Origin of the sequence: Actinoplanes sp. NPDC023714, assembly GCF_040639855.1 — a bacterium.
GTDB lineage: Bacteria > Actinomycetota > Actinomycetes > Mycobacteriales > Micromonosporaceae > Actinoplanes.
The window spans coordinates 241,735-254,303 of sequence record NZ_JBFAAR010000006.1; the positions used below are offsets into that span (position 1 = coordinate 241,735).

The following is a 12,569-nucleotide window of genomic DNA, read 5'->3' on the forward strand; positions in this document are numbered from 1 at the left end:
GCCCCGGGTTAGGGTCGATCTCATGGGTGTGCGGACGTGGATCGAGGGGTGGCCGGTCTACCGGCAACTCACCGGCACCGATCCTCTGGGGCGGGGCGCGGCCGCGCAGTCGACCCGGTCCAAGGAGCTGACCGCCCGCACCGAGACCGCCGACCGGGTGGCGAGATCCGTCTGTCCCTACTGCGCCGTGGGCTGCGGGCAGCGGATCTTCGTGAAGGACGAGAAGGTCGTCCAGATCGAGGGTGACCCGGACAGCCCGATCTCGAAGGGCCGGCTGTGCCCCAAGGGGTCGGCCAGCAAGAGCCTGGTCACCAGCGACCGCCGTGTGCAGAAGGTGCTCTACCGCCGGCCCTACGGCCGGGACTGGGAGGAGCTCGACCTGGAGACCGCGATGGACATGATCGCCGACCGGGTGATCGCCGCGCGGGAGGAGACCTGGGAGGACGCCGACGAGGACGGGCGGCCGCTGAACCGTACCCTCGGGATCTCGAGCCTCGGCGGGGCGACGCTCGACAACGAAGAGAACTATCTGATCAAGAAGCTCTTCACGGCGATGGGCGCCATCCAGATCGAAAATCAGGCGCGCATTTGACACTCCGCCACCGTTCCCGGTCTGGGAACCAGCTTCGGCCGTGGCGGGGCCACCGGATTCCTCCAGGATCTGGCAAACGCTGACTGCATCGTGATTCAGGGTTCGAACATGGCCGAGGCCCACCCGGTGGGCTTCCAGTACGTGGTCGAGGCCAAGAACCGCGGCGCCAAGATCATCCACGTGGATCCGCGGTTCACCCGGACCAGCGCGCTCGCGCACAGCTACGTGCCGGTGCGCGCCGGCGCCGACATCGCGTTCCTGGGCGGGGTGGTCAACTACATCCTCAGCAACGAGAAGGACTTCCGGGAGTACGTCGTCGCGTACACCAACGCGTCCATGATCGTGAACGAGGAGTTCCGGGACACCGAGGACCTCGACGGGCTGTTCTCCGGCTACGACCCCGAGCTGAACGTCTACGACCAGGCGAGCTGGCAGTACGCCGGCCAGAAGGAGATGGGCCAGGAGGAGGGCGAGGCGCACGCCGACCGGGAGACCGCGTCCGGCCTGGAACAGGAGTCGCACGGCCCGCCCATCCCGGCCGACGTGCCGAGGGACCCGACCCTGCAGGATCCGCGCTGCGTCTACCAGATCCTGAAGCGGCACTACGCGCGCTACACGCCCGAGGTCGTCGAGCGCGTCTGCGGCGTACCCAAGGAATTGTTCTTGGAGGTCTGTGAGGCCTGGACCGCGAACTCGGGCCGGGAGCGCACCACGGCCCTGGTCTACTCGGTGGGCTGGACGCAGCACAGCGTCGGCGTGCAGTACATCCGCACCGGCGCGATCATCCAGCTCCTGCTCGGCAACATGGGCCGGCCGGGCGGCGGGGTGATGGCGCTGCGCGGGCACGCCAGCATCCAGGGCTCCACCGACATCCCGACGCTGTTCAACCTGCTGCCCGGCTACCTGCCGATGCCGCACCACCGGCAGCACGAGACGTTCCGGAAGTGGGTCGACGAGATCCGCCACCCGGAGCAGAAGGGCTTCTGGGCCAACGCCGAGTCCTACGCGGTCAGCCTGCTGAAGGCCTACTGGGGGGACGCCGCGACCCGGGAGAACGACTGGGGATTCGGCTGGCTGCCCCGGCTGACCGGCGATCACGGTACGTATCAGCAGGTTCTCGACATGATCGACGGGAAGATCAAGGGCTACTTCCTGCTCGGGCAGAACCCGGCCGTCGGCTCCGCGCACGGCAAGGCGCAGCGGCTCGGCATGGCGAACCTCGACTGGCTCGTCGTCCGCGACCTGTTCATGATCGAGAGCGCGACGTTCTGGAAGGACGGTCCGGAGATCGCCACCGGCGAGATCTCCACCGAGGAGTGCCGGACCGAGGTCTTCTTCATGCCGGCCGCGTCGCACGCCGAGAAGGAGGGCACGTTCACGCAGACCCAGCGGATGCTGCAGTGGCGGGAGAAGGCCGTCGACCCGCCCGGCGACTGCCGCTCCGAGCTGTGGTTCTTCTACCACCTGGGCCGCCGCATCCGGGCGAAGCTGGCCGGATCCGGCAAGGCGCGCGACGAGGGGCTGCTCAAGCTCACCTGGGACTACGCGATGCACGGTGACGAGCCGAGCGGCGAGGACGTGCTGCGCGAGATCAACGGATATAATATTTCCGACAAATCGCCCGTATCAGGTTTTGTCGATCTCAAGGACGACGGCTCCACCGCCTGCGGCTGCTGGATCTACTCCGGTGTGTTCAAGGACGGCGTCAACCAGGCCGCCCGCCGCAAGCCCGGTCACGAGCAGGACTGGGTGGCCCGGGAATGGGGCTGGGCCTGGCCCGCCGACCGCCGCACCCTCTACAACCGCGCGTCCGCCGATCCGGACGGCCGTCCCTGGTCGGAGCGGAAGAAATACGTCTGGTGGGATTTCGAGAAGAAGGAATGGACCGGGTACGACGTACCGGACTTCGAAAAATCGAAACCACCGGGCTATCAGCCGCCGGAGGGTGCCACCGGGGTCGACGCGATCGCCGGCAACGACGCGTTCATCATGCAGGGCGACGGCAAGGGCTGGCTGTATGCGCCGAGCGGGCTGATCGACGGCCCGATGCCGACGCACTACGAGCCGGCCGAGTCGCCGGTGACGAACCCGCTCTACGCGCAGCAGGCGAATCCGACGAGGAAGCGCTACGAGCGGCCGGATAATCCGGACAACTCGGATTTCGGCGACGTTTTTCCGTACGTCTTCACGACGAGCCGGTTGACCGAGCACCACACGGCCGGCGGGATGAGCCGGCAGCTGCCGTACCTGTCGGAGCTGCAGCCGGAGATGTTCGTCGAGGTGTCCCCGCGGCTGGCCGAGGAGCGCGGCCTGGAGCACCTCGGCTGGGCGCACATCGTGACGAGCCGCGCCGCCATCGAGGCCCGCGTCATGATCACCGACCGGTTGCGGCCGCTGCGCATCGACGGCCGGACCGTGCACCAGATCTGGATGCCGTACCACTGGGGCAGCCAGGGCGTGGTCACCGGCGACTCGGCGAATGATCTGATCGGCATCGTGCTCGACCCGAACGTGCTGATCCAGGAGAGCAAGGTCGGCACCTGCGACATCCAGCCCGGCCGCCGCCCCACCGGCCCGGCGCTGATCGACTACGTGGCCGAGTACCGGAGGCGGGCGAATGGGAACCAATAGCCTCTACGGGCCGCTCGACCCGGCGCCCGACGCGGGATATGCCGAGCCGCCACCGCGCATGGGGTTCTTCACCGACACCAGCGTCTGCATCGGCTGCAAGGCCTGCGAGGTCGCGTGCAAGGAGTGGAATGCGGTCCCGGACGACGGTTTCGATCTTCTAGGCCATTCGTACGACAACACGGGCGGGCTGAGCGCCAATTCGTGGCGGCACGTCGCCTTCATCGAACAGCCGGCCCCGCAGCCTTCCATGGACGCTCTGGCGATCGCGGGCGGTGCTCCGGCGCATCCCGATTTCCGCTGGCTGATGATGTCCAACGTGTGCAAGCACTGCACCCACGCCGGCTGCCTCGACGTGTGCCCGACCGGCGCGCTGTTCCGGACCGAGTTCGGCACGGTCGTGGTGCAGGAGGACGTCTGCAACGGGTGCGGGTACTGCATCCCGGCCTGCCCCTACGGCGTCATCGACCAGCGCAAGGACGACGGCCGGGCCTGGAAGTGCACGATGTGCTACGACCGGATCGGCGACGGGCTGACCCCGGCCTGCGCGCAGGCGTGCCCGACCCAGTCCATTCAGTACGGTGTCCTGGACGAGCTGCGGGAGCGTGCGGCGCAGCGTGTCCAGGAGGTGGAGGGCGCGCGCCTCTACGGGCACGACGAGAACGACGGCGTGGGCGGGGACGGCGCGTTCTTCCTGCTCCTCGACGAGCCCGAGGTGTACGGCCTGCCGCCCGACCCGATCGTCACCACGAAGGAACTGCCCGCCATGTGGAAACGCGCGGGTGTGGCGGGCCTGGCGATGGCGGCGGCCGTCGTCGTGTCGTTTCTGGGAGGACGTTCGTGACAGAGGAAACCGGCCGCCGTTCGTCGAAGGGCGCCGGCAAGGGTGACCGGTCAATGGTCCCGCCCGCGGACTTCCGGTCGTACTACGGGCGGCCCATCGTGCGGCCGGCCGTCTGGCACCACGACATCGCCGCCTACCTGTTCACCGGCGGCCTGGCGGCCGGATCGGCGCTGCTCGCGGCGGGCGGCGACGCGACCGGCCGGTCCTCGCTGCGCCGGGCCGGACGGGTCACGGCGCTGGGCGCGCTCGTCGCCAGCACCTACTTCCTGATCAACGACCTCGGCCGGCCGGAGCGGTTCCACCACATGCTGCGGGTGGCGAAACCGACGTCGCCGATGTCGATGGGCACCTGGATCCTGAGCGGCTTCGGGGCCTTCGCGGGCGCGGCCGCCGCGGCCGAGCTCGCGCCCGCCCCGCTGCGCCGGCTCACCACGCCGCTCGGAACCGTGAGCGGGTACGCCGCCGCGGTGACGGCCCCGGCGCTCGCCACCTACACGGCGGTCCTGCTGGCGGACACGGCCACTCCCAGTTGGCACGCGGCGTACCCGGAACTGCCTTTCGTCTTCGCCGGCAGCGCACTGGCGAGTGGCGCCGGGGTGGGACTGATCGCCGCACCGGTGGACGAGGCCGCCCCCGTACGGAAGATGGCGGTCCTCGGCGCGGCCATGGAGCTGTACGGCGCGCATCGCGTGGAGACGACGAAGGGCATCCTGAGCGAGCCCTATGCGCAGGGGCGTCCCGGGAAGCTGCTGCGAGCGGGCCGGACGCTGACCGCCCTCGGGGTGGCCGGCGCCGTGCTGGGCCGCCGCAGCCGGGTCGTCTCGGCGCTCTCCGGCGCCGCCCTGCTGGCCGCCTCCCTGGCGACCCGGTTCGGCATCTTCGAGGGCGGCATCGCCTCGGCGAAGGATCCGAAATACACCGTCGTCCCGCAGCGGGAGCGGCTGGCGCGGCGCAACCGGTCCTGACACCATGGTTCCCTGATCGACAGCGGTCCATGGGGGAGCGACGTGGAGAATGGTCCGGAGGGGCAGCCGCCGCGCGTGCCTCCCGAGGGGCGGCCGCCTTCGCCGTCTCGGCCTTCTTCGCCGTGGAGTGTGCCCGGCGGCCCCGTGCCGCTCCGCCGTGTCCGGCCGCTGCGCCGGATCGTCCGGTGGGCCGTCCCGCTGCTCGTCGCCCTCGGTTTTGCCGCCCTGGCGAACGCGGGTGACCGGATCAGCACGCCCACCCCGGACCCGACGGCCCAGGCCGCCCAGGACCCGCCGGTGCAGGAACAGTTCATGGCCGGCATCAACGACGACCGGGGACGGCTCTACGCCGGGGTGGCGTCGGCGAAGATCCACCGGGAAGCGGAGGTCGACAAGCCGTTCCCGCTGAGCCTGACCGTCTGCGCGTCCCCGGCCGCCGGGTGTGCCGTCACTCCCAGCGCGCTCTCCTCCACCGCACCGGGCACCCAGGATCTTGGATCGGTGCTGGTCGGCGGCCGGGTGAGGGCGACCGCCACCAGCTACGACCCGAAGCTCGTCGTCACCCCGGCCGGCGAGCCGGTGCAGACCATCACCCAGCCGGCCGACGCGGGGGAGTGGCGCTGGTCGGTCGTGGCCGGCGCGAGCGGCGACTTCACCCTCACCATCGCGATCACCACGCTGCGGGCCGATTCCGAGGTGGCGCTGCTACCCACCAAGTTCTTCGAGATCCGCATCCACGTGGACACCACGGCGGCGAAGGTCCTGGGCGTGGCGTCCCGCAACTTCTGGACGATCCTCGGCGGCACGGCGGGCCTGGCAGCCCTGATCACCGCGGTGGTGGCCTACCTCGCCTACCGCAGCGACCGCCTCGCCCGCCGCCCTTCGCCCGCCGCCCCGTCCGTGCCGCCGCCCCCGCCGCCTTCGCCGGCGCCGCCCCGCCCCCGTCGGCGCCGGCGTTAGGCCGGCGCCCGTCTCAGACCTGGCTCGCGCCGCCGTCCACGTAGATCTCGGCGCCCGTCATGTAGCTGCTCGCGTCGGAGGCCAGGAACAGAACCGCGTTGGCGATCTCCTCCGGCTGCCCGAGCCGCCGCATCGGCACCCCGGCCGCCAGCCCTTGCAGCAACTGCTCCGCGGAGGCCGGGTCGCCGGCGAGCCCGCTCAGGCCGGGCGTGGCGATCGGCCCGGGCGCGATGCTGTTGACCCGGATGCCGCGGCCCACCAGCTCCGCCGCCCAGCTGCGGGCGAACGACCGCAGCGCCGCCTTCGTGGCCGCGTAGACGCTGAAGGCGCCGGCGCCCTTCACGTCGATGTTCGAGCTGGTCAGGATCACCGAGGCGCCGGGCCGGAGCAGCGGGAGCGCCTTCTGCACGGTGAAGAGCGTGCCGCCGACGTTGGTGTTGAACGTGGTCGCGTAGTGCTCCCAGGTGATGTCCGGCAGCGCCGCGAACTCGCCGCCTCCGGCGTTGGCGAACACGATGTCGAGGCCCTCGATGCCGGCGAACACCCGGTCCAGGTCGTCGAGGTTCGCGACGTCCGCCTGGATGCCGGTGGCGCGCGGGCCGATCGACGCGACCGCCTCGTCGAGCGCCTCCTTCCGCCGTCCCGTGATCACCACGTCGGCGCCCTCGGCGGCCAGCCGGCGCGCTGCCGCGAGGCCGATTCCCGAGGTCGCGCCGGTGATCAGAGCCTTCTTGCCGTCGAGCTGTCCCATGACTCCTCATTTCTGTACCGTTCGGTACTGAAGAAGCTAGCACTTCTGTACCGATCGGTTAGAATGAGTTGCGTCACTGGGTTCGGTTCGGTGTGGGGGGCGACATGGCGGAACGCGGACGACCGCGTGGCTTCGACGCGGACGCGGCCCTCGACCGCGCCATCGAGGTGTTCTGGCGGCATGGGTACGAGGGGACGTCGCTCACCGACCTGACCGAGGCGATGGGCATCAACCGGCCGAGCATGTACGCCGCGTTCGGCAACAAGGAGGACCTGTTCCGCAAAGCCGTGGCCCGCTACGCGGAAGCGGACATGGCCTACGCCCGCGAGGCGCTGGAGCAGCCGACGGCCCGGGCGGTCATCGAATCGTTCCTGCGGGCCAACGCCGACGCCCTGACCCGCCCGGACCGGCCGGCCGGCTGCCTCTCCGTGCAGGGCGGCCTCGCCGGCGGCACGGACAACGGGCACATCGCGGAATTCCTGGCCCAGAGCCGCGCCGGCGGCGAGAAGGCCCTCGCGGACCGGCTCGCGCAGGCCCCCGACCTGCCACCGGAGATCGATCCGGTGGCGCTGGCCCGCTACGTCATGGTGGTCAGCGAGGGCAACGCCGTCCACGCCGCCGCGGGCGCGTCGAGGGCCGCCCTCCACGCGACGGTGGACATCGCCCTGCTGGCCGTCCCCGGCCCTGCTCGGTGAATCAGCCCTGCTGGAACTTCCGGGCGAGGTCCTCGAGACGCTCCCGGTAGGACGCCCACCATTCGCGGTCCTGGTCGGGCATGTTGCTGTTCTCCTGCCGCGCCCCGGCCGACCCGTCGATGAGCTCGCGCACCAGGTCCATGTGGCCGGCGTGCCGATGCGTCTCGGCGATCATGTGCACCAGGATCCTGTGCAGGGTCACCCGGCGGCCGTCCGGGTGCCACCACGGCACCTCACCCTCGGCGTCGAGGTCGAGGGCCTCGATGGTCGCGTCCGAGTGGGCCCAGACCCGGCGGTAGAGGGCGACGATGTCGCCGGTGCTCTCCTCGGCGGTGGCGGCCATGTCGGCATTGGCGTCGAGGGTCCTCTCCAGCCACGGCAGCTCCTCCGGGAACGGCCGGCCGAACGTGACACCGAAGTAGCCGGACTCGACGCCGGCCACGTGCTTCACCACGCCGAGCAGGTTGGTGCCGGTGTCGACGAGGGGGCGGCGTACGTCGTACTCGGAAAGCCCTTCCAACTTCCAGAGCAGGGCATCGCGCCCCTCTTGCAGGTAGGTGTGAAGGTCGGCCTTGAAGCCCGCGGAATTCATGCCGAGCAGCTTGCCACCGCGACGACGACGGCGAACCTCAATATCCGACGCGGCGGCGGGCGGCGTCGCGGGCCGCCGCGAGCGGCGTCGTCCCCGCGGCGCGCGCCGACCGCAGGACGGTGGAGAGGGTGCCGCCGATCGCGGTGACGCGCAGCCTCGGCACGGTCGCCGGGGTGAGCAGGCCGCCCAGCGCGGCCGGGACCAGGACGTCCACCTCGGCGGTCAGGCCCTCGTCCGGGGTGACCCAGGTGGCGCCGCCCGCGACCGCGCGCCGGGTCTCGTCGACGTCGGCGGCCACGACCCGCGCCCCCTCGGCCGTGAGCAGGCGCAGCACCTGCGCGCCCACCCGGCCCAGACCCAGGACCGCGAAGCTGCGGCCGGCCGGATCGGGTGATCCGAAACGGTCGGCGCAGACGGCTCTCAGGGCGGCCATGACACCCGTGGCGGTGTGCTCGGAGGAGTCGCCGCTGCCGCCCGCACCGATCGGCCGGCAGAACGCGTGCTCGGTGCGCTCGGCGATCGTGACCATGTCGTCCGGGCCGGTGCCGACGTCCGGGCCGGTCGCGTAGAGGCCGCCCAGCCCGGCGATCACGTCGCCGACGTCGTGCAGCACGTCGCGGCGAATGGTGGCGTCGAGAGAACGGCCCGGCGGGAGGGCCACGACGGTCTTGCCGCCGCCGTTCGGCAGGCCGGCGAGCGCGGCTTTATCGGTCATGGCGGCGGAGAGGCGCAGCGCGTCGGTGAGGCCGTCACGCCAGTGCGGATAGTGCGCGATGCGGCAGCCGCCGATCGCCTGCCCGAGCGCTGTCGAATGGACGGCAGCGAGGCGTCATCACCGGCTATTCCGCGGAGATCAGCCTGCCGGCCCTGAATCGCGGCGTGCAGGCATTCCTGCACGTCCAGGTGCGGCCGCTGAGCCGTACGGTGATCGAGGGTTTCAAAGCCTATGCGATGAGCCTGCCCGAAGTGGTGTCCGTCTTCGTCGTGACCGGCGGCGACGATTTCCTCGTGCAGGTGGCGGTGCCGAGCGTCGACGCGCTGCACGCTTTCGTGATGGACAAGTTCAGCGGGAGGCGCGAGATCGTGGGATTCCGCAGCTCGGTGATCTACCAGCACACCCGCAAGCAGGTCGTCGAGCCGCTCGACCCCTGATCCGGCGTGCTGCCTGCCACGCCCCCGTCGCGAGGTGGTGGTCAGCGCGCCCTCAAGCCGGTGAGGGAGGTCGGTGGTGGCGAGGCGGGGGTGGGGCGTCGGCCACGAGGGCGATGTCGTCGGTGCTGTCGTTGAAGTGGATGGTCGGGCAGCCGCACCCGCATCGGCCGGTGACGCGGAGGCCGGGGAGATCGCCGGGGAGGCCGGGGATCGGGAGGCTCAGGAACGCGGACAGGATGGCTTGTTCGGGGGCGGTCAGGGGGCGGGCCGGTGGAGCGGTCATGGCTATAGGCTGCCGGACGTGAGAGGGGCCGTGTTCTTCGACGTCGATGGGACGCTTGTTCCGGATGGCAGCAGCGGGCAGCATCTCGCGGATCGGCTCGGGCATGCGGACGCCTGCCGGGAAGCGGAGGCCGCCTACGACTCCGGGGCGCTCACCAATCAGGAGGCGTCGGTGATCGACGCGCGGGGGTGGGCCGGATGGACGCCCGTCGAGGTGCGCGGATTCCTCGAAACGCTGCCGCTCGTGGACGGTATCGCGGAGACGGTGGCCTGGTGCCGCGCCAACGATCTGCTTCCGGTCGTCGCGACGCTGGCGTGGGATCCGGTCGGCGCGTTCCTCCGGGACCGTTTCGGATTCGCCGGTAACTGCGGGCCTCGGCTCGAGGTGGTCGGGGGCCGCTACACCGGGGAGGTGGCCGAGCACATCGACGAGTTCGGCAAGCGGGACTTCGCGAAGCGGTTCGCCACCGAGAACGGCTTGGCGATGACGCGGTGCGCTGCGGTCGGTGACAGCCGCTCCGACCTGCCGCTCTTCGCCGAGGTGGGCCTGGCGATCGCCTTCAACGCCCAGCCCGCGGCCCGGGCGGCGGCCCACGTCAGCGTCGTCGGGGATGACCTGCGCGCCGTCGTTCCGGCATTGATCGCGTACGTCGGTTAGCCGTCACGGCCGGACCTCGACCGTCACGCCGTCCCGGGCCGGCAGCAGCTCACCGATCACCGGATAGCCCGGGACCTCGCCGGCCACGAGCAGGCCGCCGGACGTCTGCGCGTCGGCCAGCAGCAGGAGCTCGTCCTCGGCCACAGCCGCCGGATCGAGGTGAGGGCGGACCCAGTCGAGGTTGCGCCGGGTGCCGCCACTGACGTACCCGTCCTTCAACGCCTCCCGGGCGCCGTCCAGATAGGGGACCGCCGCCGCGTCGACGCGCGCCGTCACGCCGCTCGCCCGGGCCAGCTTGTGCAGGTGCCCGAGCAGGCCGAACCCGGTCACGTCGGTGGCGCAGACCGCGCCCGCCGCGAGGGCCTTCGCGGACGCCTCCCGGTTGAGCCGGGTCATCGCCTCGACGGCCTGCGGGAACACCTCGCCCGTCGACTTGTGCCGGCTGTTCAGCACGCCGATGCCGAGCGGCTTCGTGAGGGTCAGCGGGACACCGGGCCGGCCCGCGTCGTTCCGCATGATCCGGTCCGGGTCGGCGACGCCGGTGACCGCCATGCCGTACTTCGGCTCCGGGTCGTCGACGCTGTGCCCGCCGGCCACGTGACAGCCGGCCTCGCGGGCCACGTCGAGGCCGCCGCGCAGCACCTCGGCGGCGAGCTCCATCGGCAGCTTCTCCCGCGGCCACCCGAGCAGATTCACGGCGACGACCGGCGTGCCGCCCATCGCGTACACGTCGGACAGGGCGTTCGCGGCGGCGATGCGGCCCCATGCGTACGCGTCGTCGACCACCGGCGTGAAGAAGTCGGCGGTGGCCACCACCGCGGTCCCGTTCGCGATCCGCACCACGGCCGCGTCGTCGCCGTCGTCGAGCCCGACGATCAGCTCGCCCGGGCCCTCCGGCGGCGCGCCACCGACCAGGCCGGACACCACGGCCTCCAACTCCCCGGGCGGGATCTTGCAGGCACAGCCACCGCCGTGCGCGTACTGGGTCAGCCGGATCTTCACCTCCGAACCCTCCCACACCGCCGCGGCCGCCGCCCGATACGGTGGGCGGCGGAGGCGTTCAGGTGGCTGGTGCTCCTCGCGGTCTTCAAAACCGACGTGACCCGGTACCCGGGTCAGGCGGGTTCGATTCCCGTCCGCCTCCGCCAACTGCCGGGTTGACCGGGGAGGGGTGGGTATGGATCCGCGGCGGCTCATTCCTCGTACGGATGTGGTCCTGGCCGATCCCCGCCTCGAAGCCGCCGCCGCGCGACTGGGGCGACCCGCCGTCAAGGCCGCGGTCACCCACGCGCAGGAGCGGGCCCGCGCCGGGGAGATCCCACCCGACCAGGTCGCGGACGCCGCGGTGCGCGGGTTGCCGGCCGGGATGCGCGCCGTCGTCAACGCCACCGGGGTGGTGCTGCACACCAACCTCGGGCGGGCCGCGCTGTCGCAGGCCGCCGTGGACGCCGTCGTCGAGGCGGCCGGGCCGACCGACGTGGAGCTCGACCTCGGCACCGGCAAGCGCGCCAGGCGGGGCCGGGACGCCCTCGCCGCGCTGGCCGCCGCGGTGCCCGGGGCCTCGGGCGTGCACGTGGTCAACAACGGGGCCGCCGCGCTGGTCCTGGCCGCGACCGCCCTCGCCGCCGGTCGGGAGATCATCGTCAGCCGCGGGGAGATGGTGGAGATCGGGGACGGGTTCCGGCTGCCGGATCTCCTCGAGTCGACCGGGGCGCGGCTGCGCGAGGTCGGCACCACGAACCGGACGTCGGTCGCCGACTACCGCAACGCGATCGGGCCGGAGACCGGATTCATCCTCAAGGTCCACCCGTCGAACTTCGTGATCAAAGGCTTCACCTCATCGGCCGAAATAAGCGAAATGTCGGAAATGGGCGTGCCGATCGTCGTGGACATCGGCTCGGGGCTCCTTGACAAGGATCCGCTGCTTCCCGGTGAACCCGACGCCGCCACCACCCTCCAGGACGGCGCCGCCCTCGTCATCGCGAGCGGCGACAAACTCCTCGGCGGCCCCCAGGCGGGCCTGCTGCTCGGCGACGCCACCCTGATCGAGCGCCTGCGCCGCCACCCGCTCGCTCGCGCCCTCCGGGTGGACAAGCTGACCCTCGCGGCCCTGCACGCCACCCTCGCCGGACCGATCACGCCGACCTGGCAGGCGCTCCGCTACGACGCCGATGAGCTGCGGGAACGCACCGAGCGGCTGCGGCGCCGCACCGGGCTCGGGGAGGTGACGGCCTCGACGGCGGTGGTCGGCGGGGGAGGGGCGCCCGAGCTGGAGCTGCCGTCCTGGGCGCTCGCGCTCCCGGCCGCACTGGCGCGGCCGCTGCGCGAGGGCGTGCCGCCGATCGTCGGCCGGGTCGAGCGGGGCCGGCTGCTTCTGGATCTGCGCTGCGTCCCGGCGGCTCACGACCATGCGGTGGCCGAGGCCGTCCTTTCGGCGGCGGGCGATTGAG

General features: G+C 71.6%; 13 protein-coding genes and 1 tRNA gene. 9 read left to right on the forward strand and 5 right to left on the reverse strand.

Annotation, left to right across the window (positions count from 1 at the left end):
- Nucleotides 1-22 precede the first annotated feature (22 nt).
- The 4 genes from fdh (at nucleotide 23) to AB0G10_RS26765 (ending at nucleotide 5,989) form a co-directional block, all read left to right on the forward strand.
- On the forward strand, nucleotides 23-3,223 hold the full coding sequence (gene fdh, locus AB0G10_RS26750) for a formate dehydrogenase (protein WP_360927158.1): 3,201 nt from the start codon (nucleotides 23-25) through the stop codon (nucleotides 3,221-3,223).
- On the forward strand, nucleotides 3,210-4,064 hold the full coding sequence (locus tag AB0G10_RS26755) for a 4Fe-4S dicluster domain-containing protein (protein ID WP_360927161.1): 855 nt from the start codon (nucleotides 3,210-3,212) through the stop codon (nucleotides 4,062-4,064). The genes fdh and AB0G10_RS26755 overlap by 14 nt, the downstream gene beginning before the upstream one ends.
- A gap of 53 nt (nucleotides 4,065-4,117) precedes the next feature.
- Nucleotides 4,118-5,029 carry an NrfD/PsrC family molybdoenzyme membrane anchor subunit gene (nrfD, locus tag AB0G10_RS26760; protein WP_360927936.1) on the forward strand — a complete coding sequence of 304 codons (912 nt, stop codon included), beginning with the start codon at nucleotides 4,118-4,120 and terminating at the stop codon, nucleotides 5,027-5,029.
- A gap of 144 nt (nucleotides 5,030-5,173) precedes the next feature.
- The gene (locus AB0G10_RS26765; RefSeq protein ID WP_360927163.1) at nucleotides 5,174-5,989 is read left to right on the forward strand and encodes a hypothetical protein; all 816 of its coding nucleotides are present in this window, start codon (nucleotides 5,174-5,176) and stop codon (nucleotides 5,987-5,989) included.
- A 13-nt stretch (nucleotides 5,990-6,002) separates the two neighbouring features.
- Here the strand turns inward: AB0G10_RS26765 and AB0G10_RS26770 are convergent, their stop codons facing one another.
- On the reverse strand, nucleotides 6,003-6,740 hold the full coding sequence (locus AB0G10_RS26770; RefSeq protein ID WP_360927166.1) for an SDR family oxidoreductase: 738 nt from the start codon (nucleotides 6,738-6,740) through the stop codon (nucleotides 6,003-6,005).
- A gap of 104 nt (nucleotides 6,741-6,844) precedes the next feature.
- Between AB0G10_RS26770 and AB0G10_RS26775 the strand changes: the two genes are divergently transcribed.
- A complete protein-coding gene (locus tag AB0G10_RS26775) occupies nucleotides 6,845-7,435 on the forward strand; it encodes a TetR/AcrR family transcriptional regulator (protein ID WP_360927169.1) in 591 nt (196 codons plus the stop codon).
- Between the two features lies 1 nt (nucleotide 7,436).
- On the opposite strand, the gene AB0G10_RS26780 is transcribed toward AB0G10_RS26775, so the two are convergent.
- Complete coding sequence (locus AB0G10_RS26780; protein WP_360927172.1) at nucleotides 7,437-8,027, reverse strand: DinB family protein; 591 nt, start codon at nucleotides 8,025-8,027, stop codon at nucleotides 7,437-7,439.
- A 37-nt stretch (nucleotides 8,028-8,064) separates the two neighbouring features.
- On the reverse strand, nucleotides 8,065-8,817 hold the full coding sequence (locus tag AB0G10_RS26785) for a Glu/Leu/Phe/Val dehydrogenase dimerization domain-containing protein (protein ID WP_360927939.1): 753 nt from the start codon (nucleotides 8,815-8,817) through the stop codon (nucleotides 8,065-8,067).
- 89 nt (nucleotides 8,818-8,906) lie between these two features.
- On the opposite strand from AB0G10_RS26785, the gene AB0G10_RS26790 reads away from it, so the two are divergent.
- Nucleotides 8,907-9,179: an Lrp/AsnC ligand binding domain-containing protein gene (locus tag AB0G10_RS26790; RefSeq protein ID WP_360927175.1), complete on the forward strand. Its 273-nt coding sequence runs from the start codon at nucleotides 8,907-8,909 to the stop codon at nucleotides 9,177-9,179.
- 52 nt (nucleotides 9,180-9,231) lie between these two features.
- Here AB0G10_RS26790 and AB0G10_RS26795 read toward each other — a convergent pair whose 3' ends face one another.
- Entirely contained in the window at nucleotides 9,232-9,462 is a 231-nt protein-coding gene (locus AB0G10_RS26795) for a hypothetical protein (protein WP_360927178.1), read from the reverse strand.
- Nucleotides 9,463-9,480: 18 nt separating this feature from the next.
- On the opposite strand from AB0G10_RS26795, the gene AB0G10_RS26800 reads away from it, so the two are divergent.
- Nucleotides 9,481-10,119, forward strand: a complete 639-nt coding sequence (locus tag AB0G10_RS26800) for a haloacid dehalogenase-like hydrolase (RefSeq protein WP_360927181.1) — start codon at nucleotides 9,481-9,483, stop codon at nucleotides 10,117-10,119.
- Between the two features lie 3 nt (nucleotides 10,120-10,122).
- Here AB0G10_RS26800 and selD read toward each other — a convergent pair whose 3' ends face one another.
- Complete coding sequence (selD, locus tag AB0G10_RS26805) at nucleotides 10,123-11,121, reverse strand: selenide, water dikinase SelD (protein WP_360927184.1); 999 nt, start codon at nucleotides 11,119-11,121, stop codon at nucleotides 10,123-10,125.
- Between the two features lie 50 nt (nucleotides 11,122-11,171).
- On the opposite strand from selD, the gene AB0G10_RS26810 reads away from it, so the two are divergent.
- Nucleotides 11,172-11,267, forward strand: a tRNA-Sec gene (locus AB0G10_RS26810).
- A gap of 29 nt (nucleotides 11,268-11,296) precedes the next feature.
- Nucleotides 11,297-12,568 (forward strand): L-seryl-tRNA(Sec) selenium transferase, encoded by a 1,272-nt coding sequence (gene selA / locus AB0G10_RS26815; protein ID WP_360927187.1) that lies wholly within the window; start codon nucleotides 11,297-11,299, stop codon nucleotides 12,566-12,568.
- The last annotated feature ends 1 nt before the right edge of the window (nucleotide 12,569 follow it).